The organism is Actinomycetospora sp. NBRC 106375 (assembly GCF_030269665.1).
GTDB lineage: Bacteria > Actinomycetota > Actinomycetes > Mycobacteriales > Pseudonocardiaceae > Actinomycetospora.
On record NZ_BSTS01000005.1, the window covers coordinates 343,533 to 367,036 of the forward strand.

Here is a 23,504-nt window from a genome sequence, read left to right on the forward strand (position 1 = left end):
TGACACCGTGACCGACTCCGACCCTGCTCCCGGCGGGAGGTCCCAGGGGTCCTCGTCCCGGGGACGCGGCGAACGCGTCTTCCGGCGGCTGACCTCCGGGTCCGGCCTCCTCGTCGTCGTGGCCGTCGCCGCGATCGGGCTCTTCCTGCTCGTGCAGGCGGTGCCGTCGCTGATGGCCAACAACGCCAACTTCTTCACGTCGCCGGAGTTCAACACCCGCGACGCCGCGAACCTCAGCTTCGGCATCCGCGACCTGCTCGTGGTCACGCTCCTGTCGTCGCTGTTCGCCCTCGCCATCGCGATGCCGGTCTCGCTGGGCATCGCGCTGTTCCTCACCCAGTACGCGCCCAAGCGGGTCGCCCGGCCCTTCGCCTACGTGATCGACCTGCTCGCCGCGGTGCCGTCGATCATCTACGGCCTCTGGGGGATCGCGGTGCTCGCGCCGGCCCTGCTGCCGATCGCGACGTGGCTGCAGAACAACCTGGGCTGGTTCTTCCTCTTCGCGCCGGGCAACCTGCCGGTGCTCACGGGGACGATCTTCACCGGTGGCGTCGTGCTGGCGGTGATGATCCTGCCGATCACCACCGCGGTCACCCGCGAGGTGTTCTCCCAGACCCCGCGCTTCCACATGGAGGCCGCCCAGGCCCTGGGGGCGACGCGCTGGGAGGTCATCCGGATGGCCGTTCTGCCGTACGGGCGCAGCGGCTACATCGCCGGGTCGATGCTCGGCCTCGGGCGCGCGCTCGGCGAGACGATCGCGGTCCTCATCGTCATCCGGGCCGCCACCTCGCCCTCGCACTTCAGCCTCTTCGACGGCGGCTACACCTTCGCCTCGCTCATCGCGTCGGCGGCCTCGGAGTTCAGCCAGCCGCTGCCGACCGGCGCCTACATCGCCGCCGGTCTGGTCCTGTTCGTCCTGACGTTCGTGGTCAACGCGATCGCGCGCGTCGTCGCCGGCGGGAAGGTGAACGGCTGATGGCCACCGACACGGGCCTCGAGCGCCCCGACCGCCCCGCGGCGGCGCCCGCCTTCCAGCCCCTGAGCACCGGACGGAAGCTCAAGGACAACCTGGCGACCGTGCTGGTCTGCCTCGCCTTCCTCGTCGCCGTCGTGCCCCTGGTCTGGGTCGTCGTCACCGTCGTCGGGCGCGGGATCGGCGCGATCGTCTCGGCCGACTGGTGGGGTCGCTCGCTCTCGGGGGTGCTCCCCGAGTCGTTCGCCGGCGGCGTCTACCACGCGATCTACGGCACGCTGATCCAGGCGCTGATCGCCGGCGTCATCGCCGTCCCGATCGGCATCCTCGCCGCGGTCTACCTCGTCGAGTACGGCCGCGGCCGGCTCGCGAAGACCACGAGCTTCATGGTCGACATCCTCGCCGGGGTGCCCTCGATCGTCGCCGCTCTGTTCATCTTCGCGGCCTTCATCTCGATCCTGGGCGCGCAGCAGAGCGCCTTCATGGTGTCACTGGCCCTCGTGCTGCTGATGCTCCCGGTGGTCATCCGCAACACCGAGGAGATGCTGCGGCTGGTGCCCGACGAGCTCCGCGAGGCGTCCTACGCCCTGGGCATCCCGAAGTGGAAGACGATCCTGCGGATCGTGCTGCCCACGGCCCTGTCGGGCACCGTCACCGGCATCATGCTGGCGCTGGCCCGCGTCATGGGCGAGACCGCCCCGGTGCTGGTGCTGGTCGGCTACTCGCAGTCGATCAACTTCGACCCGTTCTCCGGCAACATGGCCTCGCTGCCGCTGCTGATGTTCTCGGAGCTGTCGAACCCGGAGCCCGCGGGCCAGTTCCGCATCTGGGGTGCGGCGCTCACGCTGATCCTCATCATCATGATCCTGCAGCTCGGGGCGAGCGTCGTGTCCCGCTTCTCCGCCATCTCGAAGTAGAGGAATCCCGTGGCCAAGCGTCTCGACCTGAAGGCCGTCGACATCTACTACGGCGACTTCCACGCCGTGCAGGACGTCAACCTCTCGGTGGCGCCGCGCAGCGTCACCTCGTTCATCGGCCCCTCGGGCTGCGGCAAGTCAACGGTGCTGCGCACGCTCAACCGCATGCACGAGGAGATCCCCGGCGCCCGCGTCGACGGCGAGGTGCTCCTCGACGGCGAGGACATCTACGACCGCGGCTCCGACGCCGTCGCCGTGCGCCGCACGATCGGCATGGTGTTCCAGCGGCCGAACCCGTTCCCGACGATGTCCATCCGCGACAACGTCGTGGCCGGGCTCAAGCTCCAGGGCGTCCACGACAAGAAGAAGCTCGACGAGGTCTGCGAGGCCTCGCTGCGCGGCGCCAACCTCTGGAAGGAGGTCTCCGGCCGGCTCGACAAGCCGGGCGGCGGCCTCTCCGGCGGTCAGCAGCAGCGCCTGTGCATCGCCCGCGCGATCGCCGTGGCGCCCGACGTGCTCCTCATGGACGAGCCCTGCTCGGCGCTCGACCCGATCTCGACGCTGGCGATCGAGGACCTGATCGCCGACCTCAAGAAGGAGTACACGATCGTCATCGTCACCCACAACATGCAGCAGGCGGCGCGGGTGAGCGACCAGACGGCCTTCTTCAACCTCGAGGCGACCGGCAAGCCCGGCAAGCTCGTCGAGATCGACGACACCTCGACGATCTTCTCGAACCCGACCGAGCAGGCCACCGAGGACTACATCTCCGGCCGCTTCGGCTGAGCGCGCCTGGTGTTGCAGCGAACGGGTATCTCGCTGCCTCTAGGCGGCCGAAGTCCCCGTTGATCACAGACGAGAGCCCCTCCCGCACGGTGCGGGAGGGGCTCTCGGTGTTCTCAGGCCTCGGGGGTGTTGGGCATCTTCCCTGTGACCATGAAGACGACGCGCCGGGCGACCGCGACGGCGTGGTCGGCGAAGCGCTCGTAGAAGCGGCCCAGCAGCGTCACGTCGATGGCCGGGGCGACGCCGCTGGGCCACTCCTTGCTCAGCAGCAGCGTGAACAGGTGGCGGTGCAGGTCGTCCATGGCGTCGTCGTCGGACTCCATGGTGAAGGCGAGCTCGACGTCGCGGGTGAGGATCACCTGGCGCGCGTCCTGGGCGAGGTCGAGCGCGACGCGTCCCATCTCGGCGAAGTACGGGGCGACGTCCTCGGGCAGCACCTTGGCCGGGTGACGCCGGCGGGCGGCCTTCGCGACGTGGAGGGCCAGGTCGCCCATGCGCTCGAGGTCCCCGGCGGAGTGGATCGCGGCGATCACGGAACGGAGGTCGCCCGCGACGGGCGCCTGCAGGGCGAGCAGCCCGAACGCCTGCTCCTCGGCCTGGGAGCGCAGGGCGTCCAGCTTGGTGTCGTCGGAGATGACTTCCTCGGCCAGGTCGAGGTCGCCCTCGAGCAGGGCGGTGGTCGCCTTCTTCATGGCTTCGCCCGCCATCTGGGACATCTCGGCGAGCTCGCCCGACAGGGCGTCGAGCTTCTCGTGATAGGCCGCGCGCATACCGCGCAACCTACGCGGAGGCGCCATCGCGGACCCGACGGCCGCATGAACCGCGGGTGAACGCGATCTCCGCGACACCCCGCCCGACCGGCGACGACGTCAGGCGCAGGTCGCGTCGGCGGCCGTGATGGTGGGGTTGACCGGCCCCGCCGGGGTGCTGCCCTCCGGCGCGGACGCGGACCGGATGCGGCCGTCGAAGTCGTCGCCGAGGACGAGCGTCAGGACACCGCGCCCGGTCGCGCTCGGCTCGAGGGTCGCGCCCGGCACCGCCGCGGCGAGGGACTGCGCCGCGGCCGCCTGGTCGGGCGAGTACCGGATGGTCGTCGAGCCGCCCGACCCGGTGCCCGAGTCGTCGGTGACGACGCCGAAGCCGTCGGCCCGTAGCCGCCCGGCCACCGCGGACGCCGACGGCCCGTTCGACGACGACGCCGACCCGTCGCCGCTCTCGTCGCCGTACCCCTCGGAACCCTCGCTCCCGCCGGCCGGCGAGCGCCCGTCGACGAGCCGGACGTCGGCCGGCGCAGCCGGCGCGACGGGCCCGGGCGTGGCCGGGGCGGCGCCGGGCGTGCCGGGCAGCGGGCGCTCACCGATGATCGCGTCGAAGAGCGCGCGCTCCTCCCCGGCGCGCAGCACCTCGTTGCCGCGGTCGTTGGCGATGCCCGTGGTCGGCACGGTGACGAAGTTGACCGTGCGCGGGTCGAGGCTGCCCAGCGACTGCGCGAGGGTGAGCAGCTGGTCGGAGCCGATGTTCTCGCCGAACGTGGAGCGCGAGACCGCCTCGACCAGGCCCTCGAGCCGGGTCGGGTCGAGCAGCGTGCCGGCGGAGAGCACCGAGCGCAGCAGCGCGCCGAGGAAGCGCTGCTGGCGCTGGATGCGGCCGTAGTCGCTCGACGGATCGCCCTCGACGTGCCGGGCGCGCACGAAGTCGAGCGCCTGCTGGCCGTTCAGCTGCGTCGGCCCGGCCTGCGGGACGATCGGTCCGAGCACGGAGTCCTCGACGGGTCGCTCCACGCAGATCGGCACCCCGTGCACGGCGTCGACCATGCCCTGGAAGCCCTGGAAGTCGACGCCGAGGAAACGGTTGATCGCGAGTCCGGAGAGCTCCTGGATCGCGCGGGTCACGCACCGCGGGCCGCCGGCGGCGTACGCGGAGTTCAGCTTGACCCGCGGTGTGGGCGGCAGCATCTGGGGCGAGTAGGCGCCGCTGACGGGGTCCCACCGCTCGCACGCCGGCCGGGTGATCTCCAGGTCGCGCGGGAACGACACCACCGTGACGCCCGCCCGGTCCTCGGGCACGTGCACGACCATGATCGTGTCCGTGCGGGCGCCCGGGACGTCGGCGGAGTCGCCCGCGTCCTCCGACGGCGGCGCCCCGGCCCGGCTGTCCGAGCCGACGACGAGGAAGTTCTGGTCACCGACCTGCGCGGCGGCGTCCTGGATGGCCGGCGAGTTCGGGTCGAGGGCGCCGATCTGACGGACCGCGGCCTCGACCCACGACGCCGCGCCCCAGCCGAGCCCGCACACGACGACCACGAGCACGGCGCACAGGGCGGTGAGCACCCGCATCATCCGCGGCAGCGTCCACCGGCGTCGCCAGGTCGCCACCCGCGCACCGACCGAGGCCAGCACGGCCGACGTCGCCGCGAAGTGCTCGTCGCCCTCGCGGGCCGCGGTGGAGGCGGGGCGCCGGGTGCCAGCCACGGGCTCGCGGACGGGGGCCTTCGCAGGGGACGGGGGCGGCGGGTCGTCCGCCGGCGGGTCGTCGACCGGGGCCGCCGCGTCCTCGGGCGGTGCGGGAGCGGACGCGGCGGGCGGCGCGGGAGCGGACACGACGCTCGCGGCGCGGACGTGGCGCACCGCGGGCGAATCCGGCGCCGTCGGGGCCGCCGGGGCGCCGCGATCATCAGGGGTCGGCTCCGGCGTCGGGGTGGCCTCGCGGGCGGGTGGCGGCGCCACCGCCGGCCGCGCGAGCGGTCCCGCCGCGGCGGCCGGGGGCTGCACGCGAGCCCGGGCCGGTTCGGCCCGGGGTGGTTCGGCGCGGGGTGGTTCGGCGCGGGGTGGTTCGGCGCGGGTCGGCTCCGGACGTGCCGGCTCCGGACGTGCCGGCCCCGGACGTGCGGGGTCGGCGGGCGCCGGACGGGAGCCCGCCTGCACCGGCACACGACCCGCGGGCAGGGTCACGGCGTCGACGGGAGCACGGGTGGACGGCGCGGCGGGGGCCGCCGGGGACGGCACGCCGGACGACGGGAGCCCCGGGGGCGGGAGCGTCGTCGGTGACGTCACGAGCGCCGCGCCGGGCGGACGCAGGCCGAGGCGGGGTCCGCGACGGCGGGTCAGCGGCACCATCGTCGGGCGACGCCCCGCGACCGACGGCGTCGCGACCGGGACGCGGAACGGCACGGACGTCGGCGCCGACCCCCGGGTGGCGCGGTCCGCGTCCGAGCCCGGTGTCGCGGGGCGGGAGCCCCGGACCGGATCACCGGCGCGGTCGTCGGTCACGCATCTCCTCGCGGGGGGCGCCGTCGGGCCGTCGGCCCAGGTGGTCGGGGGCTCAGCAGCGGAATAGTACGGCGCGGCCGGACCCCGACCGCGCCGGGTCCACTACGCCACGCGGGCATCCGGACACAACCGGCGCCACACGACCGGGCGACACACGGCGTCCGTTCGCTCACTCGTCCGTTCAGCTTCGGCTCAGGGCCGGCCACGGCCGGGTGACGGACCTCAGGACGAGGGGAAGGCGCGGCGGGCCGCGGCCTCGATGCCCCGCCGCGCGGCGGCCGGTCCGGCGAGGCGGACCGTGCCGTCCGCGACGTCCCGGTAGGCGACGGCGTTGCGGCCGGCGCGCTTGGCGACGTAGAGCAGCGCGTCGGCGGCGTCTAGACCCGGCGAGCCCGGTCGGTCGCCGTCGTCGAGGCACGCGACGCCGACGCTGACCGTGACCCGGAGATCGGCGGCGGCCTCGTGCCACGGGTGGGCGTCCACGCGCGCGCGGGCCTCCTCGCACACCCGCACGGCGTCGGCGGGCTCGAGCCCGGGCAGGACGAGGGCGAACTCCTCGCCGCCGTAGCGGGCGCAGAAGCCGTCCTCGGGAAGCCCTTCGCTCATGAGGTCGACCAGGCGGCGCAGGACCTCGTCGCCCAGGGCGTGGCCGTGGTCGTCGTTCACCGCCTTGAAGTGGTCGACGTCGGCGAGGGCCACGCAGACCGGCGCGTCGGCCGGCGCGCTCCCTTGATCACCACGCAGCGTGCCCAGTCGCTCGTCGAGGTAGCGCCGGTTCCACGTCGCCGTCAGGCTGTCGCGGCGGCTCTGCTCGCGGGCCTCGGCGCGTTCGCGGCGGAGACGGTCGACCTCGAGGCGTAACTGATCGGGCACGCTCGCCGGCGCTGTCCGCTCGTCCCGGACGATCGAGACGGCGGCCTTCAGGTGCTGGTACGCGCGGCGCCAGTCGCCGCGGTCGGCGAGGACCTCCGCGGCGGCCTCGTGGGCGCGCGCCCGGTCGGCGCGGCCGTCGGGCGTGGGGGCGTCCGACGGGACGGTGGTGAGCCCGACGATCGGCGAGGTGGGGAAACCGCAGGTGACGGACTTCTCGGCGGGCTCCGGACCCGTGGCGGGCGTGCCGGTGTCGGTGTCGCCCGGGGACGGCGCGGTCGTCACCGCCGCGTTCCCGCGCCCGTGGCGCAGCCCGGCCAGCCGCACGCACACCACCTCCGTCCCGCCTCCAGTGTCGTCCTCGACCACCGCATCGTCACGGCCATTCGCCGTCACGCCATCAACGTCAATCGTCCGGCGCAGGTGACGCTGCGTAGATGAACCAGTCGCCGACCCGTTCGGCCCACCTTGAGTCGCCCGCAGCGGTGGTCCTGCTGGGCCGGCGCATGCCGGCGGTGACGTGAGATCGGTGTGTACCCGAGTCCGGGTACGAAGCGTAGCGCTTCCGCGGCGTGTCTAGCCGCCGGAGTGCATGACGTCGGCGGCCGCGGGGACGGTGTCGTCCTCGGGGTCGTCGAGCCAGCCCTCGGGCAGCGTGACGTGCGCCGGCGAGCCCTGCCGGCCGCGGGGCCCGTCGGCGTCGGCGGGGAAGGGGAGGTCGGGGTCGAGGCGGGCCAGCAGCTCGTCGAGGCGCTCCAGCCCGTCGATCATGCCGAGCTCGCGGCGCAGCTCCGAGCCGACCGCGAAGCCGTGCAGGTACCAGGACATGTGTTTGCGGGAGTCGCGGACGCCCTTGTGGTGGCCGTGGTGGGCGATGAGCAGCTCGACGTGCCGGCGCATCACCGCCGCGACCTCGCCGAGGGTGGGCGGCGTCGGGATCGGGCGACCGGCCAGCGCGGCCTCGAGCTCGCCGAACAGCCACGGCCGCCCGAGGCAGCCGCGCCCGACGACCACCCCGTCGCACCCGGTCTTCTCCATCATCGCGACGGCGTCCGACGCGGCGAAGATGTCGCCGTTGCCGAGCACCGGCGTCGTGGCGGGCAGCGCGTCGCGCAGCTCGGCGATGCGGTCCCAGTCGGCGTGACCCGAGTAGCGCTGCGCCGCCGTGCGCGCGTGCAGGGCCACCGAGGCCGCCCCGGCGTCGGCGGCGATCCGCCCGGCGTCGAGGAACGTCACGTGGTCGTCGTCGATCCCGACGCGCATCTTCACGGTCAGCGGCAGCCCGCCCCGCGACGCGGCCTCGACCGCGGTGCCCACGATCGACGCGAAGAGCCGCCGCTTGAAGGGCAGCGCCGCCCCGCCGCCGCGGCGCGTCACCTTGGGCACCGGGCAGCCGAAGTTGAGGTCGACGTGGTCGGCGAGGTCCTCGTCGACGATGCGGTCCACCGCGCGCCCGATGGTCACGGGGTCGACGCCGTAGAGCTGCATCGAGCGCGGCGTCTCGTCGGCGTCGAACGCGATCATCTCGGCGGTGCCGGGGTGCTTCTCCACCAGCGCTCGCGCCGTGATCATCTCGCAGACGTAGAGCCCGGCGCCCTGCTCGCGGCACAGCCGGCGGAACGCGACGTTCGTGATGCCGGCCATCGGCGCGAGCACGACAGGCGTCGGCAGCTCGAGCGGACCGATGCGCAACGCCTCCATGACCCCCCATTGTGCGCCCCGCCGGAGAGCGGACTCGTCCGCGCCCCGGACGTGGTGGACTCCTCGCATGGCCGCGCCGACCGTCGACGAGCTCGAGGCGCTGCGGGTGCCCCTGACCGCGCACTGCTACCGGATGCTGGGCTCGGCCGCGGACACCGACGACGCCGTGCAGGAAGCCATCGTGCGGGCCTTCCGCCACCGCGAGCGCTACGACCCGGACCGGGGCGCGCTGCCGGCGTGGGTGTACCGCATCGCGACGACGGTCTGCCTCGACCTGCTGCGCGCCGCGCGGCGGCGGGCGCTGTGCGTCGATCTCGGACCGGCGGCCGTGCCCGGGGCCGACCTCGGTCTCCCGCTGCCGGCGGACCGCTTCGTCGAACCGATGCCCGACGCCCGCCTCGTGGCCCCGGCGGACCCGGCGGAGGTGACGGCGCAGCGCGAGACCGTCCGTCTCGCCTTCGTCGCCGCCCTGCAGCACCTCCCGCCACGGCAGCGGGCGACGTTGCTCCTGCGCGACGTCCTCGCGTTCTCCGCCGCGGAGACCGCCGAGGTCCTCGGGACGACCACGGCCGCGGTCACGAGCGCCCTGCAGCGCGCCCGCGAGACGCTCGAGCGGCACCGGCCGGCACCCGGCGACCTGCTCGACGAGACCGACCCGGAGCAGCGGCGCCTGCTCGCGCGTTACGTCGACGCCTTCGAGGCGCACGACGTGGCCCGGCTGACCGACCTGCTGCGCGAGGACGCCCGCACCTCGATGCCGCCTCATCGCTGGTGGATCGAGGGCGGCGCGACGATCGCCGGTCTGGTCGGCCTCGGCGGGTGCGCGGGCGCGCGCCTCGCGCCGGTCGCGATCAGCGGTCAGCCGGGGTTCGGCCAGTACCGACCCGACGAGAGCGGCGTGCTGCGGCCCTTCGCGCTCGTGCTGGTCGAGACCCGCGGGGACCGTGTCGCGCACATGACGACGTTCCTCGGCACCGCCGACCGCTTCGCCGCGTTCGGCCTCCCGGCGGTGCTCGGCCCGGGATTCCTCCGGGCGACCGATGAATCCGGGGCGGCGCGGACGTAGCACCTCCCGACAGTCCGTCGTCGGAGGAGGAGAACGCCGTGCCGCGTCAGCTGGACCGCACCGACCCGCTCGCCCGCGAGACCGCCGCGGAGCGCGAGCGGCTCGCCGACCTCTACGCCGCGCTCGACCCCGACCAGTGGGGCGCACCGTCGCTGTGCGCGGGGTGGCGCGTCCGGGAGGTCCTCGCCCACGTCACGATGCCCTACCGCCACTCGAGCTGGCGCGTGCTGCGGGGGATCGCGGCGGCGCGCGGCGACTTCAATCGGTTCGCCGACCGGATCGCCCGGGACGACACCGCGCACCACGCCGACGCCGAGCTCCTCGCGGTGCTGCGCGAGAACGTCGACCACCCCTGGCGACCGCCGGGCGGCGGCCAGGCGGGCGCGCTGAGCCACGACGTCATCCACGGCCTCGACGTCACCGAGCCGCTGGGCCTGCCCCGGACACCCGCGGACCGCGTGCGGGAGGTGCTCGCGTCCGCGACCCCGAAGATGCTCGCCTACTTCGGTGCGGACCTGGCCGGGAAGCGGCTGGTGGCGACCGACACCGACCTGTCCCTCGGCGAGGGACCGCGGGTCGTCGAGCTGCCCGCGGTCGACCTGCTGCTGCGGGTGACCGGGCGAGCGGGCTCCGGCGCTTAGCCGTCCAGCTTCTGCGCGCGGATCTCGTGGCCGGCGCTGGTCAGGCAGCGCCCGGTCGCGAGGTTGAACTTCCAGTTGTGGAGCGTGCAGGTCAGCACCTCGCCCTCGACGGAGCCGAACTTCGACAGGTCCGCCGACAGGTGCGGACACCGGGCCTGGACCTGCCAGCCGTCGAGCTCGATGTCGCGGCCGTCGTCGTTCTGCGCGTCGTACCAGTTCTCCACGTAGTCCATCCGCTCCTCGGACAGACACTTGAAGAACGTGTAGAGGTACTCGTTGTACTGGCCGACGCGCGAGGCCGCGAAGCGCACCGACAGGAACAGCGAGTTCGACCAGTCGACCTCGCCGGTCGCGACGAGAGTCGCCACGAGCGTGCCGGGCACGGTCCAGCGGTAGCGGGCCTGCTCGCCGCCCCAGAGCCGGATCTCGCGGGCGGTGAAGTCGAACGACAGCGGGAGCACGCCCTCGTCGTCGACGCCCGGGACCTCGGCCGGCATGCCGGTGAGGTCCATGCGGACCGGGCCGCCGATGCCGTCGCACATGTGGTCGGCGCGCTTCATCAGCGGCTCGATCCACTCCTTCAGCTGGCGCAGGATGTCGGGCTGCGGCGTGGCCCACCGCGCCTTCTGCGCGTCGATCGCCGGGCGGACGCGCTCGGCGAACTCGCGCAGGTAGCGCTCCTTGTCGACGAAGATCGTCTCGACCTGGTCGTCGGGGAGCGGGTGGGTCAGGCCCTCGACGGTGCCGTGCCCGATCTCGGCGGTGGTGCCCGGCAGCAGCAGGTGCCCGCCCTCGTGGCCCAGCTCGCGCATCCGGCCGAGGAACTCCCACTGGTCCGTGAAGATCGACTCGCCTTCGACGCCCTCGTAGCCCAGGCCGTTCCACCGGAACAGGTCGTCGTCGAGGAAGCACGGCGGGCCCGCGGTCGGGAAGACGTGCGGCGCCCCGACCTCGCGGATGTAGCGCATCGCCCGGTCCTCCTGGCCGATGCGCTTGCGGCGCGCGAACTCGCGCTTGGCGGCCTTCGGCAGGTCGTAGACCATCGGCCACCAGATCGCCCCGGAGAACTGCGTGAAGTGCGCGTCGTAGGCGCCGAACTCCAGCAGCTTCGGGATGTCGAGCGGGTGCGCGTCGTTCTGGTTGACGACGCGCGCGGTGCCGTCGTCCAGCGAGAGCGCGGAGTCGCCGATGGGCCCGTCGCCGGGGCCCTTCAGCGACGTGATCATGAACCGCAGGCCGCCGTCGAGCTCCTGCGGCACACCGGTCTCGGTGCGCACGAAGTGCCGGAAGCCCAGCGCGCGCAGCTCGTTCTCGAGCTCGTCGGTGGGGTAGTCCGGCAGCAGGACCCGTGCGTCCTTGGTGACGTGGGCCCGCAGGTTGTCCGCGTCGAAGTGGTCCCGGTGCAGGTGCGACACGTAGAGGTAGTCGCAGTCACCGAGGGCGTCCCAGTCCAGCTGCGTGTTGTCGGGGAACGGGACCCACGAGGCGAAGAACGTGGGGTTCACCCACGGGTCGCACAGCACGCTGCCGCCCGTGGTCTCGAACCGCATCCCGGCGTGCCCGACTCCGGTCACCCGCACGAGCAGACCACCTCCCAGACGTCGCTCACCGCCGATTGTCCGTGGTGGCGCGCTCCGTGGGGGCTCCGGGTGGGGTATCCCTGGGCACGTGACCGCCCTTCCCGTCGACGGCGACCCGGTGGCCGCCCTGCGCGCCGTCGCCTTCTACCTCGAGCGTGAGCGTGCCGAGACCTACCGGGTGAAGGCCTACCGCTCCGCGGCGGACAAGCTGGCGGAGCTGGGGCCGGACGAGGTCGCGACGCGCGCGCGGTCCGGCACGCTGACCGACGTCAAAGGCGTCGGGAAGAAGACGGCGGCGGTCGTCACAGAGGTCCTCGACGGCGGCACCTCGGCGACGCTGACCGATCTCGAGGCCCGCCACACCGAGCCGGTCGGCGGGGGTGTCGCGATCCGGGCGGCGCTGCGCGGCGACTGCCACACCCACTCGACCTGGTCCGACGGCGGCAGCGACATCCTCGAGATGGCCCGCACCGCCCGCGACCTCGGCCACGAGTGGATGGTGCTCACCGACCACTCCGAGAACCTCACCGTCGCCAACGGCCTCACCCCCGAGCGCCGGCGCCGCCAGTTCGACGTCATCGCCGAGGTGAACGAGGAGCTCGCGCCGTTCCGCCTGCTGCGCGGCATCGAGGTGGACATCCTGGAGGACGGCGACATCGACGCCCCGGACGATCTGCTCGAGGAGCTGGACTTCGTCGTCGCCAGCGTGCACTCGAAGCTCCGCGCCCCCAGCGGGCTGATGACCGCGCGGATGGTCGCCGGCGTGTCGCACCCGCTGGTCGACGTGCTCGGGCACTGCACGGGCCGTCTGGTCACCGGGGGGCGCGGGACCCGGCCGCCGTCGACCTTCGACGCGGAGGCGGTGTTCGACGCGTGCATCGAGAACGGGGTGGCCGTCGAGATCAACTCCCGGCCCGAGCGCCTCGACCCCCCGCGGGATCTCCTGCGCCAGGCCCTGGCCGCCGGGTGCGAGTTCGTCGTCGACACCGACGCCCACGCCCCGGGCCAGCTCGACTGGCAGCCCTACGGCTGCGAGCGCGCCGAGGAGTGCGAGGTCCCGGCCGACCGGATCGTCAACACCCGCTCCGCCGACGCCCTCACCGCCTGGCGTTCCCGGGGCTGATCACCCGGTGACGGCGACCTCGCCGGTCTCCAGCACCGACTTGAGGTTCGACAGGATGCCGGGCCAGCCCTGCTCCACGCCCTTGCGCATCTCGCTGTCGGGCACGAAGTCGTCGTGGGTGACGGTGAGCTTCACGGCCTGACCGGCGGGCTCGAGGTCGAAGGTGACCTTCGAGCGCTTCTCCTGCTGCAGCTCGGCGAGGCGCTCGTCGCTCCAGCCGAACATCTCGGCCATCTCCGGCTGGTAGTTGTGCCAGCTGTACGACAGGCGACGCGGCGGATCGGCCTCCAGGACCTGCTGGTCCCAGTCGTGCGGGCCGTCGCCCTCCCACATCGACCAGAGGACCTTCGACCCCGCCCGGAAGTCCGACCGCGGGCCGCCGCCGTCGAAGTAGCGGACGATGAAGGCCGGCTCGGTGAGGGCCTGCCAGAGCTTCTCGGGCGTCGTGCGGATGTAGGTCACGTAGACGAAGGCGTCGGACATCGCGGTCTCCTCGGCGTGGTCTTCCAGGGCCGTCCTGAGGTCGGCGAGGGCCTCCGCCCGCGCCCGGTCGTACCGCCGGATCCACCGGTCGGCGACCTCGTTGATCGGCGCGGCGTTGAGGTGGTGGTGCTTCTCCCGCCCGTGCCACGAGGTGACGACGAGCCCTGCCGCCTCGAGGACGCCGAGGTGCTTGGCGACGGCCTGCCGGCTCATCTGCAGCCCCTCGCCGAGCTCGCGCAACGACTGCCCGCCCCGGGCGTGCAGGGCGTCGAGCAGCGCCCGCCGACTCGGGTCGGCGACGGCGCGGAACACCTCGTCCATCACCACTCCGATCAGGCAACCATCCGGTTGCTTGTCCGACCATAGGGAACCGTTTGGTTGCCTGTCAACGGGCGCCCGCGGAAGCCGTTTGCGGGGTGATCGCGACGCGCCTAGCGTGGTGTGTACACGGGAAAGGAGGTGGTCCAGCGTTGAAGAACGACAGGACTCGTGAGGTGTCCGTCAGCTAGCCGCTCGAAGGCCGTGGAATGGCCGGTCCGCGGGCACGATGATCCCGTGGCAGGGCGGCCAGCGAATCCAGGCAGGACACCAGCCCCCGGAGCCTCCGACCCCAGTCCAGTCGGGGCCCGATCCGCCCGGCACCGCCGGGACGCGACGGGAAACCGCTCCGGGGGCCTGCCTGTCTCCGGGGCTGGATCGCCGGCCCCGGAGCGGGCGTCGGGGCGGGCGTCAGAAAGCCGGTGTCACCAGCGCGCGTGCGGTCGGTCGTCGACCCCGAACGAGGAGCCGTACGGCGCGTCGAAGTGCGAGCCGTAGGGGCGCTCGCCCGTCGTGGTCGGCAGCGCGGAGCCGCCGAGAGGGTCGCCCGCGAGGGGGCGGTCGTCGAACCCGCCGCCCGACGGCAGCGACCGGTCGCCGATGGAGGGGCTGCTCCAGCTGCCGGTCGAGGGGTAGGAGCTCGCCATCGGCGCGGACCCCCACTCGCTCGTCGACGCGCGGGAGGAAGCCAGGGGCTCGGGCTCGCGCGACGGCTCGCGCGTCGGCTCCGGGGGGCTGACGCGAGTCCGGCTCGGGCCGGGGCCGTGCGGGCCGGTGCCGGGCAGGCCCCCCTCGGCGACCCACTTGGCCTCCTGCGCGATGCGGTACGTCTGGCACGGCCAGCTCGCCCGGCCTCCGTCGTGGAGGCAGGCGCGGCAGAGCCGGCGCTCGTCCGGGACGTGCTCGGCGAGCACCTTGCGCCAGACGTCGGGCATCTCGGACATGACCACGGCCATCGACATGTCGGTGGCCTCCTCTCCGTGCGGTCGGGGCGGCTGGTGATCAACCGACCCGTCGGGGCCCGCGGGGACCTGCGCCGCGCGGCAGGGTCGAGGCGTCGAAAGCCGGGGAGCCGCTCGCACCCATCGCGCGGGTCGTGCCCACCGGAGGCGCGACCCGCCGGTGTTCCGTGTTTGGTACTCGTTTCTCGCCCGCAGCACGACCGTGACCTGACGGTGACGTCCGGGTACGGTCCGTCACCGGTTGGTCGGGCGCGTCGTCCCGGCGTGTCGGGTGCGGGTGACGCCGTGGCCGGCCTCGTGAGGCGCTGACCAGCGGCGATGTGTGGAGACCGCGTCCGCGGTCACCGTCGCTCACCCGTCCGGGAGCAGTCACTGAGCCGACCGGCCGCTCGGATGGAGTACGTCGCGACGGTCCACTTCCCCTGCTCGCGAGGCGCTGAGTGGGCGGCCCGTTGCGCCGGACGGCCTACTCGTCAGGGTCTCGGCGCGCGACCTCCTGCCGGGACGCCCGCTCGCGGTTGCGCCGACACTCCGCCCGACGTGCTCACCGCAGGGCCACCTGCCGCCGACCGCGGGCATTAGGATCACCCTCGGCCGTACCGGTCGGGGCCTCTAGCTCAATGGGCAGAGCCGCGGACTTTTAATCCGTTGGTTGTGGGTTCGAGTCCCACGGGGCCCACCACGTTCCGACCAGCGACGTCACGAGTCGTTCAAGTGGAGCTGTGCATTGACAGCAGTCGGCCAACGCGCCGATCGTAGGTCGTTGCCCGAGATGGGCCTGCTCGGAGCTGGAGGGAAGAAGGCGAGCGCGCATGCGCGGCAACGTCGGGGATCGGATCATTCAACACAGCAGGCGAGTCGATCAAGCTGATCGGGTCGGCACGATCGTGGAAGTGCACGGCGAGGACGGTCCGTTCCTGGTGCGCTTCGAAGGGCAGGAGCCGTGCCTGGTGTTCCCGGGCCCGGACGCCGAGATCGCCGTGGAGACCGATCGCTCGGTATGAGCGTCGACGGTTAGGTCTCGTTCCGTCCCGACGACTCGGCGTGGCACCCGTTGTGTGCGCGCCCGAGCTCGGGTCGAGGTCCGGGGAGATGGCATGGGTCGGCGGGGGCCGGTTGCCGAGGTACCTGACCTCGCCGGCCTCACGGTCACGGCTGCCGAGGACGCGGTACTTGACGCGGGTCTGCTGCCTCGTCAGGTGTCGCACGGCTCGGACCTCCCGTGCCCCGGCCGCCAGGACGGCACGGTCGTGTGCGGACAGCGCCCGCGTCCGCACGCGCGCATGGTCGCCGGTGGGCGGGTGTGCTTCTGGTGTGCGCCCACCGGAGATGATCCGCCCGGCGACGGTGGTGGGGGCTCTCGCCTGCCGCGAGGTCCCCGCCCCTTGTCGCCGACTGGCTCCAAGCCGTTCTGATATCGGCGCGGAAGCGCCGATAACCAGCTTCTATGTCTTGTGTGGGCGGTTCCCGGTCGGGTCCCCTGGTGCGGTCATGCGGGGACGGAGTCGAAGCGGCCCTTGAGCCTGGCGCGCAGCTCATGGGTGGGGGTGCCGGCTGCGAGCCCCTCCCCGAGCTCGGCGAAGAAGTCCTCGAGCCCGGCTGGAGTGACCAGGATCAGGGCGCGGGCGTCGGGGCTGGCGGTGAAGCCGTGGCGGGTGCCACGCGGGACGAACACCCAACTTCCGGGTACGGCCTCGATCTCCTCGTGGTCGAGGGTGAAGGTGAACCGCCCTTCGAGGACGTGGATGCACTCCTCGCGCTCGTGGTGGACGTGTGGGGGCGGGCTCGCCGCGTTGCCCCGGAACTCGATCACCTCGAAACCGCCGCCCGTGTCGCGGCCGCTGATCTTCACCTGGCCGAAGGACGGCAGGAGACGCCCCTCCTCCGGGGTGACGACGAAGCCGCCCTGGGTTCGGGTGTGGTGCTGCTCGGTCATCACGGACTCCCCCACGGATCGATCTGGTGGCAGGGAACTGCTACGTTGGCAGTCTATGCCTTTATGTCACTCGTATGACATTAGGGCCTCGGCAGAGTGGGGTCAACGTCGATGGGTCGCGACAACCAGAAGCGACGCACCCGCCGGGCGCTGGTGGAGGCGGCCGGCCGGCTGATCGCCGCCGGCGGGCGCCCGTCGGTGGCCGAGGTGGCGGAGGCGGCCGAAATCTCGGTCCGGACGGCCTACCGGTACTTCCCCAGCGTCGAGCAGCTCACCGTCGAGGCCACCCTGGAGGCGACCCGGCGGAACATGGAGCTTTCGATCGAGGCGGGCAAGCCGGAGGAACCGGTGACGGCTCGAGTCGATCGGTTGGTGGACGCGCTGATGCAGATGACCCTCGACAACGAGGCCCTGCTCCGCCAGATGATCAAGTTCACGGTCGACCGCGATCCCGTCGAGCCCGGCGTCCCGCCGCGACCGGCGCGGCGGCTCGAGTACGTCGAACGCGCCCTCGCCCCGCTGCAAGGCCGGCTCGACCCGGACGAGCTCGACCGCCTGACCCACGCGCTCACCGTCGTGATGGGCATCGAGTCGGTCCTGGTGCTCCGCGACATCTGCGGGCTCGAGGCCGCCGAGATGCTCGCGGTGCAGCACTGGACTGCTCGCGCCCTGGTCGACGCCGCCGCGTCCCGCTAGGAGAGCCTATCCACCAAAGGCAGATGCGAGCCGATAACCCCCAGAACTGGCAGGTCCGGAAGGTGGCCGGTGTGGTCCCGGCCGATGCTGAGGTTGCAGCGCAGCGCGCCGTAGGGGGCGACGGTCTTGTGGTTGCACCCCAGCCGGGGCCGCGGCGACTCCCGGTGCCGTTGAGGTCGTACGCCTTCAAGATTGAATGCCCGTCAAGCAGGACGCTACTAGTCCCAGTCGCTCCCAGCCCCAGAGGAGCCGGTGTTGTATCGAGTCAACGACCAAGAGAAGCGAGGATCACCGCCGATGCGCGCAAATACGGCATGCGCGATGACCGAAAGCCGCGCCATTTCATCACTCCAGCCGTTTATCTGCGCAAACACGTCAGCTTTAATTCTCGGGAAGTTCGTCAGGCGAACCCGACCTGTCGGGGTCAGGTCTTCTAGTGCCGCCGGTATAAACGCGTCCACGCCATGACCTTCATCTGGGTTCCAGGAAAGAAGCAGGCGGTCGTGGTCGACGAGATACTCACCGCTCAATATAAGCCAGTAACCTTGCCCCACGGCGATTTCGAGACCACGAAAGGCATCTTCCCATGAAGTGCCGAGCTCGAAGCTCTGCACAGTCGTACGAGAATCAAGGCGGCTTAACAACTGCAGTAACACCGCGCTATAAGGAGTTCCTTGTGCAGTGGTGGATTCTGTCGATGCCGAGGTCCTCTCACCAGATACCTCGAAAATTTTGATTGTGGCCTTACCGCCGACTTGGCCGGAGACGTTCTTGCTGTAACTGCGCGACGTAGCGATATCGATCCCCAGGGAGGCGGCGACGTCGGCCAACTGTTCTTCGTTGCAATAATCGAAAACGAACTGCCCTGGGTCGTAAGCAAATTGAATTGTATCTGCCTCGACTTGCGCCATTCGGCTCTCCCTTGTTCAGACCTATTTTTAACGACCACGATGCGTGAGAACGAGCGACCGTCAGGGTCCGGCGAGGATAGCCCGCGCGCGTCGGCCTAGGCTGTTCGCTGGTGGTCTCTCGTCAGCGAGCTCGAGCACTCAGCCACAGCGGCCTGGATCGACGGCATGTTCCGGTCGGGCCAGCTGAGCGCCTCATCGCTGGCGGCCGCGCTCGCGAAGCGATGAAGGTCGTCCGTGACTGGGTCAAGAGCAGCGGCTGGGCGGTCAGCGACCGCGGCCGGCTGCCGAAATACGTCGTGGAGGCCTACGACGCCGCCCACAAGTGGCAGCCACTCGCGTAGCCGGCGCCCCGCCTCATGCAAGCGACGTCGAGAAGTTCGAACTGCTGCTGGCTGAGTGAGCGTCGCCGGCGCCCCCGGCGGTGTGACACGGCTCGTGACGCGAAACGCCGCGTAGCGACGTTGTCCAGGAGCACCGTGTGCTGCCGTTCGACGCCGTCGTCGCAGGTAGAAGCCCTGGTCAGCGGCTGGACAGGCCCCGGAGCGATCGTGGGCAGGGCTTCGCGCAGCAAGCAGTGCCCTTGGGGTAGATCACCCACGAGAGGTTTCCGCTGCCCGGGGCGGCTACAGAGGCCGAGGCACCGTGGGGCTCGACTGTCGGGCGCTCAGGCAAGTTACGGACCGTGGCACGGGTCGAGTGGTCGGTGACGCCTCCGGATGCGATCGAGGAAGTCGTTGGCGTGCTGTTGTGTCGGGAGAACCCCGACGCGACTCGCATCAAGCCTTCCCGCGGCGACGGTGGGATCGACGTCCTGGTCCCTGCGTCGGGGGCTCCGAGAAGCATCGAGGTCTACCAGGTCAAGTCGTTCACTGGGACGCTGAGCGCCCAGCAGAAGCTGCAGATCGAACGCTCGCTGAAGCGAGTGCAGACTTTCTGCGCCGAGCAGAACCTGACGATCACCGCCTGGTACGTCACGCTGCCGCTCACGCCGACCAACGAGACACGAGAGTGGTTCCTGCGGCTCACCGAGGGCGTGGGCTTCCCGTGCCACTGGCGGGAGCCCGTCACGATTCCCGTGTAAGCAACGGGACGCTGATTGTTTGAATCTATCAGAGTTTCAGGCGTCCGGGGAAGTGGACGACGAGGGTGTTGAGGGCGATCTTCCAGCCGTAGGTGCCGGTGCCTGATTCGCCTCCGCGGTTGCTGGAGATGTTCCGTAGTCCGAGGTAGATGAGTTTCATGGCTGCTTCTTCGGAGGGGAAGTGTCCGCGTGCTTTGGTGATTTTCCGGAGCTGGAAGTTGATGGATTCGATGGCGTTGGTGGTGTAGACCACTCGGCGCAGCTCGGGGGGATAGTCCAGGAACGGGACGAACTCGTTCCAGGCGCGCTGCCAGACGTCGATCACGCCGGGGTACTGGGCGCCCCAGGTCTGGTCGAGGTCTTTGAGGGCGAGCTCGGCGGCCTCGACGGTGGGCGCGGTGTAGATCGTCTTCATGGACTTGGTGATCTTCTTGCGGTCCTGGTAGGACACGAAGCGCATACAGTTGCGGATCACGTGGACCACGCAGGTCTGGACCACGGTGTCGGGGAAGACGCTGGTGATGGCTTCGGGCAGGCCCGACAGGCCGTCGCAGCAGGCGATCAGGACGTCGCGCAGGCCGCGGTTGCGCAGCTGGGTCAGCACCGAGTGCCAGAACTTCGCGCCCTCGGCCTCGGCGATCCAGACCCCCAGGGCGTGCTTGCGGCCCTCGACGTCGACGCCGACCACGAGGTGGGCGACCTTGATGGTGACCGCGCCCTTGTCGCGGATCCGCAGCCGGATCCCGTCGACGTAGACGATCGGGTAGACCTCGTCGACCGGACGGTTGCGCCACAACTCGATCTCGTCGGTGACGATGTCGGTGATGTTCGAGATCATCTCGCGGGAGGCGTTCACGCCGTAGACCTCGCCCAGATGCGATTCGATGTCGCGGGTCGACATGCCACGGGCATAGCAGGACAAGACGAGCTCATCGATCTGCCCGATCCGCCGGCGGCGTTTCGGCACGATCTGGGGTTCGAATTCCCCGTTGCGGTCCCGCGGGACCGCGATGGTCACCGGCCCGTTGGTGGTCGACACGGTCTTGGTGCCGTGCCCGTTACGGGAATTGCCTGAGCCGACCCCGGAGGGGTCGTCGCGCTCATAGCCCAGGTGATGACTCATCTCGCCCTGCAAGGCCCGTTCCAGAACGGCCTTGGTCATCTGATTGAGCAGACCGTCAGCCCCGTCGATCGGGGTGCCGGCGGCCGCGGCGTCGGCGAGCAGCGCGTCGATCGCCTCGGGCTGCAACGCCGCGGCGAGTCGGCCGGCCGCCGACGCGTCCGCCGCCGCCGACTGAAGATCTTCGTCGTTCACAGGGACGTCCCTTCCGACCACCATGCCGCTCACAGCAGTCGATCTTGGTCCGTCCGCTGCTTACACGGTTGTCGTGACACGCCCACTGACCAGGGGTTGGACTACCTGGAGGGCCTCGCCGCCCAATATCCGGGAGTCATCGATCACTACCTCCATGGCGGTCGGGAGCGACTGGCCGCATCCGTGGCCTCCCTGAGCAGCGCGCTGCGGCTCGCCCAGCGCGCGGCACGGCGCCCGACCGCCAGCGAGGAAGGGGTCACCGAGCCGGCGGCCCTGCAGCCGGGAGAGACCCTCGAAGGTCTCGCCGGACTCTACGATCTGCTCAACCGAGACGACCCCCACTACCGCTACGAGTTCGCCGTCACCGCAACGCCCCCGCCCCTTGACCAGGCCGAGGATCTACTCGTCGCCGTGGTCCAGGAGGGCAGCCCCGACGGCTGCGTCACCGTCAAGGTCTTCGCCCGGTTCCGCGAAGCGGTCGTCGAGCGACCGGTGCCGGGCTCGATCTCCTTCGACCCCAGCAGCGACGAGGACCTCGCACGCGACCTGGACCTCTTCGAGCGTTACGGTCGCCCGTTCGACGCCCCGAGCGGCACCGTGAGCACCGAGATGGACCTTCCCAGCGGGTTGGGCGGACGCCTCGAGGGCGCCAGCGCCACCATCGGACCACCTGCCGATAGCTCCAGCGATGAGCAGCTACGGCTCGCCGTGCTCGACCCCGACGGAAACGTCCTCGCCGAGCCCATCCTCGACATGCAGCCCATCTTCCGAGGCAGCCACGGCGTAGGTCGGTACGGCGAAGAACACCACGGCGCCTTCGGACTCGAGCTACTCACCGACCTCACCACAGGCCACACCTCGATCACCATGAAAGCCCTACCGCTGACCGGACGCCGTCCAGAGCAGCTCCTCGAAGGCCTACGATTCGCCACCGAGTTCCGCCACCCCAACCGCTTTCGCATCCGCCCGGCCTACGGCCCCCGGGCGAGCCCTCTCACCGACATACCCGACCAGGGCAACTACGACAGCCAGACCGACGCGGTCTACGACTTCGTCGAGGCGCTCGCGCTCATCCAGCAGCACACACCGGACCAGCTCTTGTTGCCCGATGTCGCCGCGACGACCGGCGAGCAGCAGCATGGGGTACTGCGGGCGGCCCGGCTCCTCCGGGGCGAGACAATCCGAGGGACGTGGAACCAGCTCTCAGCGGTCCACCTGCATCCAGGGCTCACCGTCGAGCCCGCCGAACGCTTTGCGCTCCGCACCTTCCAGCGACTTGCCGTCAAGCTCCCTGAGGTCGATCTCGATCTGGGCCTCGTCCAGATCGATCTCCCAATCGCCCGAGCCGACCCTGACGCCGTCCACGAGCACGACGACCACCTCGACATTCGCCTCGTTCCCGCTGGCAGCAACGTGGCCCTGTTTCGCTACCGAGCGGACGCGGACAGCACAGAGGAGCCCGACGAGGACGCAAGCAAGGACCGCGACCGCACGTAGGAGTTGTGCGGATTCCGCCCCGACGGACGGGTCCACAGTGACCCTTGAAGGGGGTCTGTCCGACGGACGGTGTAACTGGTTCTGAGGCTCCGGGCGTGTCCCGGGGGAAGGACCAGTCATGACCGACACGATCGGGCCGCTCGGATCGATCAGCAGCAGCTCGCTCGGGACCTTGTGGAGGCCGCTCGTGCTGAGGGGGCCGAGCTCGTCGGCCCGGGCGGGCTGCTGACCGGGTTGACCAAGACGGTGCTGGAGACCGCTCTGGACGCGGAGATGAGCGAGCACCTGGGTTACGACAAGCACGAGTCCGCCGGCCGCGACGGCGGCAACTCCCGCAACGGCACGCGGGTCAAGACTGTGCTCACCGAGATCGGGCCGGTGGAGATCGAGGTCCCGCGCGACCGCGACGCCAGCTTCGAGCCGGTCATCGTCAAGAAGCGCCAGCGGCGGCTCGACGGGATCGACGAGATCGTCTTGTCGCTGACCGCGCGCGGCCTGACCACCGGGGAGGTCGCCGCGCACTTCGACGAGGTCTACGGGGCCAAGGTCTCGCGAGACACGATCTCGCGGATCACCGACAAGGTGATCGAGGAGATGACCGAGTGGCAGAACCGGCCGCTCGACGCGGTGTATCCGGTGCTGTTCGTCGACGCGATCCACGTGAAGGTCCGCGACGGGCAGGTGACCAACCGGCCGTTCTACGTGGTCATCGGCGTGACCGTCGACGGGCACCGGGACGTGCTGGGGATCTGGGCCGGGCAGGGCGGCGGGGCCGGGGAGGGCGCGAAGTACTGGCTGCAGGTCCTCACCGAGATCAAGAACCGCGGCGTGACCGACGTGTGCATCGCGGTCTGCGACGGGCTCAAGGGCCTACCCGAGTCGATCACCACGGTCTGGCCGCCGACGCTGGTGCAGGCCTGCGTACTGCACCTGATCCGCAACACCTTCCGGTATGCCTCCCGCAAGTACTGGGAGCAGATGGCCCGCGACCTGCGCCCGGTCTACACCGCGCCCACCGAGGCAGCCGCGCTCGAGCGCTTCGAGGAGTTCGTCGAGACCTGGGGCGCGCTCTACCCGGCGATCGTCACGCTGTGGCGCTCGAGCTGGTCGGAGTTCGTACCCTTCCTGGACTACGGAGCCTGTTGCGAATCACGGTGACAGCCGCCGCCGCGTGATCGCTGCGAGGCTGTCGCCTCAGGACGTGCTCGGCGAACCGGTCGGTTGGCCCCTCTATGGCAGGGGACGGCCCGGTTAGGCGCCGAGGGCGATGGCGAGGTGGAGCTTGCGGAGGTTGAAGGCGGTGGCCGCGAGGTGCAGCTCGCTGGTGGCGGCGGCCAGACCGCGTCGGGAGAACCGATCGAGGATCTTCTTGAGGTTCC

General features: G+C 71.2%; 21 protein-coding genes, 1 tRNA gene and 1 pseudogene. 13 read left to right on the top strand and 10 right to left on the bottom strand.

The window, feature by feature from the left end:
- Positions 1-7: 7 nt before the first annotated feature.
- From pstC to pstB, 3 genes are read left to right on the top strand one after another with little or no spacing between them, the layout of a single operon-like run.
- Positions 8-976 (top strand): phosphate ABC transporter permease subunit PstC, encoded by a 969-nt coding sequence (gene pstC / locus QSK03_RS11255; RefSeq protein ID WP_285651660.1) that lies wholly within the window; start codon positions 8-10, stop codon positions 974-976.
- Complete coding sequence (pstA, locus tag QSK03_RS11260) at positions 976-1,890, top strand: phosphate ABC transporter permease PstA (protein WP_285651662.1); 915 nt, start codon at positions 976-978, stop codon at positions 1,888-1,890. The genes pstC and pstA overlap by 1 nt, the downstream gene beginning before the upstream one ends.
- 9 nt (positions 1,891-1,899) lie before the next feature.
- Positions 1,900-2,676: a phosphate ABC transporter ATP-binding protein PstB gene (pstB, locus tag QSK03_RS11265; protein ID WP_285651665.1), complete on the top strand. Its 777-nt coding sequence runs from the start codon at positions 1,900-1,902 to the stop codon at positions 2,674-2,676.
- A gap of 113 nt (positions 2,677-2,789) precedes the next feature.
- Here pstB and phoU read toward each other — a convergent pair whose 3' ends face one another.
- The 4 genes from phoU to dusB all read right to left on the bottom strand — a co-directional run bounded on the left by phoU (position 2,790) and on the right by dusB (position 8,516).
- On the bottom strand, positions 2,790-3,446 hold the full coding sequence (phoU, locus tag QSK03_RS11270; RefSeq protein WP_285651668.1) for a phosphate signaling complex protein PhoU: 657 nt from the start codon (positions 3,444-3,446) through the stop codon (positions 2,790-2,792).
- Positions 3,447-3,545: 99 nt separating this feature from the next.
- Complete coding sequence (locus tag QSK03_RS11275; RefSeq protein ID WP_285651670.1) at positions 3,546-5,945, bottom strand: LCP family protein; 2,400 nt, start codon at positions 5,943-5,945, stop codon at positions 3,546-3,548.
- Positions 5,946-6,167: 222 nt separating this feature from the next.
- Complete coding sequence (locus QSK03_RS11280; protein WP_285651671.1) at positions 6,168-7,142, bottom strand: GGDEF domain-containing protein; 975 nt, start codon at positions 7,140-7,142, stop codon at positions 6,168-6,170.
- A 249-nt stretch (positions 7,143-7,391) separates the two neighbouring features.
- Positions 7,392-8,516 (bottom strand): tRNA dihydrouridine synthase DusB, encoded by a 1,125-nt coding sequence (gene dusB / locus QSK03_RS11285; protein ID WP_285651673.1) that lies wholly within the window; start codon positions 8,514-8,516, stop codon positions 7,392-7,394.
- A 67-nt stretch (positions 8,517-8,583) separates the two neighbouring features.
- Between dusB and QSK03_RS11290 the strand changes: the two genes are divergently transcribed.
- Together QSK03_RS11290 and QSK03_RS11295 are read left to right on the top strand one after the other, a co-directional pair.
- Positions 8,584-9,582 (top strand): RNA polymerase subunit sigma-70, encoded by a 999-nt coding sequence (locus QSK03_RS11290; protein WP_285651675.1) that lies wholly within the window; start codon positions 8,584-8,586, stop codon positions 9,580-9,582.
- A 38-nt stretch (positions 9,583-9,620) separates the two neighbouring features.
- Positions 9,621-10,223, top strand: coding sequence for a maleylpyruvate isomerase family mycothiol-dependent enzyme (locus QSK03_RS11295; protein WP_285651678.1), 603 nt, complete (start codon positions 9,621-9,623; stop codon positions 10,221-10,223).
- Here the strand turns inward: QSK03_RS11295 and QSK03_RS11300 are convergent.
- Positions 10,220-11,803, bottom strand: coding sequence for a Rieske 2Fe-2S domain-containing protein (locus QSK03_RS11300; protein WP_285651681.1), 1,584 nt, complete (start codon positions 11,801-11,803; stop codon positions 10,220-10,222). The genes QSK03_RS11295 and QSK03_RS11300 overlap by 4 nt on opposite strands.
- A gap of 88 nt (positions 11,804-11,891) precedes the next feature.
- Here QSK03_RS11300 and QSK03_RS11305 point away from each other — a divergent pair, with 88 nt between their 5' ends.
- Positions 11,892-12,926 carry a PHP domain-containing protein gene (locus QSK03_RS11305; protein WP_285651683.1) on the top strand — a complete coding sequence of 345 codons (1,035 nt, stop codon included), beginning with the start codon at positions 11,892-11,894 and terminating at the stop codon, positions 12,924-12,926.
- Here the strand turns inward: QSK03_RS11305 and QSK03_RS11310 are convergent, their stop codons facing one another.
- Together QSK03_RS11310 and QSK03_RS11315 are read right to left on the bottom strand one after the other, a co-directional pair.
- Positions 12,927-13,730, bottom strand: coding sequence for an ArsR/SmtB family transcription factor (locus QSK03_RS11310; RefSeq protein WP_285651686.1), 804 nt, complete (start codon positions 13,728-13,730; stop codon positions 12,927-12,929). It abuts the gene before it with no gap.
- 422 nt (positions 13,731-14,152) lie between these two features.
- Positions 14,153-14,689 (bottom strand): hypothetical protein, encoded by a 537-nt coding sequence (locus QSK03_RS11315; RefSeq protein ID WP_285651689.1) that lies wholly within the window; start codon positions 14,687-14,689, stop codon positions 14,153-14,155.
- Positions 14,690-15,295: 606 nt separating this feature from the next.
- On the opposite strand from QSK03_RS11315, the gene QSK03_RS11320 reads away from it, so the two are divergent.
- Both QSK03_RS11320 and QSK03_RS11325 read left to right on the top strand, forming a co-directional pair.
- Positions 15,296-15,371, top strand: a tRNA-Lys gene (locus tag QSK03_RS11320).
- Between the two features lie 130 nt (positions 15,372-15,501).
- A complete protein-coding gene (locus tag QSK03_RS11325; RefSeq protein ID WP_285651691.1) occupies positions 15,502-15,693 on the top strand; it encodes a DUF1918 domain-containing protein in 192 nt (63 codons plus the stop codon).
- Between the two features lie 485 nt (positions 15,694-16,178).
- Here QSK03_RS11325 and QSK03_RS11330 read toward each other — a convergent pair whose 3' ends face one another.
- Positions 16,179-16,625 carry a cupin domain-containing protein gene (locus tag QSK03_RS11330; protein WP_285651694.1) on the bottom strand — a complete coding sequence of 149 codons (447 nt, stop codon included), beginning with the start codon at positions 16,623-16,625 and terminating at the stop codon, positions 16,179-16,181.
- A gap of 111 nt (positions 16,626-16,736) precedes the next feature.
- Between QSK03_RS11330 and QSK03_RS11335 the strand changes: the two genes are divergently transcribed.
- Complete coding sequence (locus QSK03_RS11335; RefSeq protein ID WP_285651696.1) at positions 16,737-17,321, top strand: TetR/AcrR family transcriptional regulator; 585 nt, start codon at positions 16,737-16,739, stop codon at positions 17,319-17,321.
- Between the two features lie 218 nt (positions 17,322-17,539).
- On the opposite strand, the gene QSK03_RS11340 is transcribed toward QSK03_RS11335, so the two are convergent.
- On the bottom strand, positions 17,540-18,232 hold the full coding sequence (locus QSK03_RS11340) for a hypothetical protein (protein ID WP_285651699.1): 693 nt from the start codon (positions 18,230-18,232) through the stop codon (positions 17,540-17,542).
- A 221-nt stretch (positions 18,233-18,453) separates the two neighbouring features.
- On the opposite strand from QSK03_RS11340, the gene QSK03_RS33410 reads away from it, so the two are divergent.
- Both QSK03_RS33410 and QSK03_RS11350 read left to right on the top strand, forming a co-directional pair.
- Positions 18,454-18,573: an Lsr2 family DNA-binding protein gene (locus tag QSK03_RS33410; RefSeq protein WP_502872154.1), complete on the top strand. Its 120-nt coding sequence runs from the start codon at positions 18,454-18,456 to the stop codon at positions 18,571-18,573.
- Between the two features lie 341 nt (positions 18,574-18,914).
- On the top strand, positions 18,915-19,313 hold the full coding sequence (locus QSK03_RS11350; RefSeq protein ID WP_285651703.1) for a hypothetical protein: 399 nt from the start codon (positions 18,915-18,917) through the stop codon (positions 19,311-19,313).
- A gap of 28 nt (positions 19,314-19,341) precedes the next feature.
- Here QSK03_RS11350 and QSK03_RS11355 read toward each other — a convergent pair whose 3' ends face one another.
- Positions 19,342-20,652, bottom strand: a complete 1,311-nt coding sequence (locus QSK03_RS11355; protein ID WP_502872158.1) for an IS256 family transposase — start codon at positions 20,650-20,652, stop codon at positions 19,342-19,344.
- Between the two features lie 72 nt (positions 20,653-20,724).
- Here QSK03_RS11355 and QSK03_RS11360 point away from each other — a divergent pair, with 72 nt between their 5' ends.
- Positions 20,725-22,125 (top strand): hypothetical protein, encoded by a 1,401-nt coding sequence (locus QSK03_RS11360; RefSeq protein WP_285651710.1) that lies wholly within the window; start codon positions 20,725-20,727, stop codon positions 22,123-22,125.
- Between the two features lie 75 nt (positions 22,126-22,200).
- Positions 22,201-23,259 (top strand): annotated as a pseudogene (locus tag QSK03_RS11365) (IS256 family transposase); the annotation flags it as partial.
- Positions 23,260-23,504 lie beyond the last annotated feature (245 nt).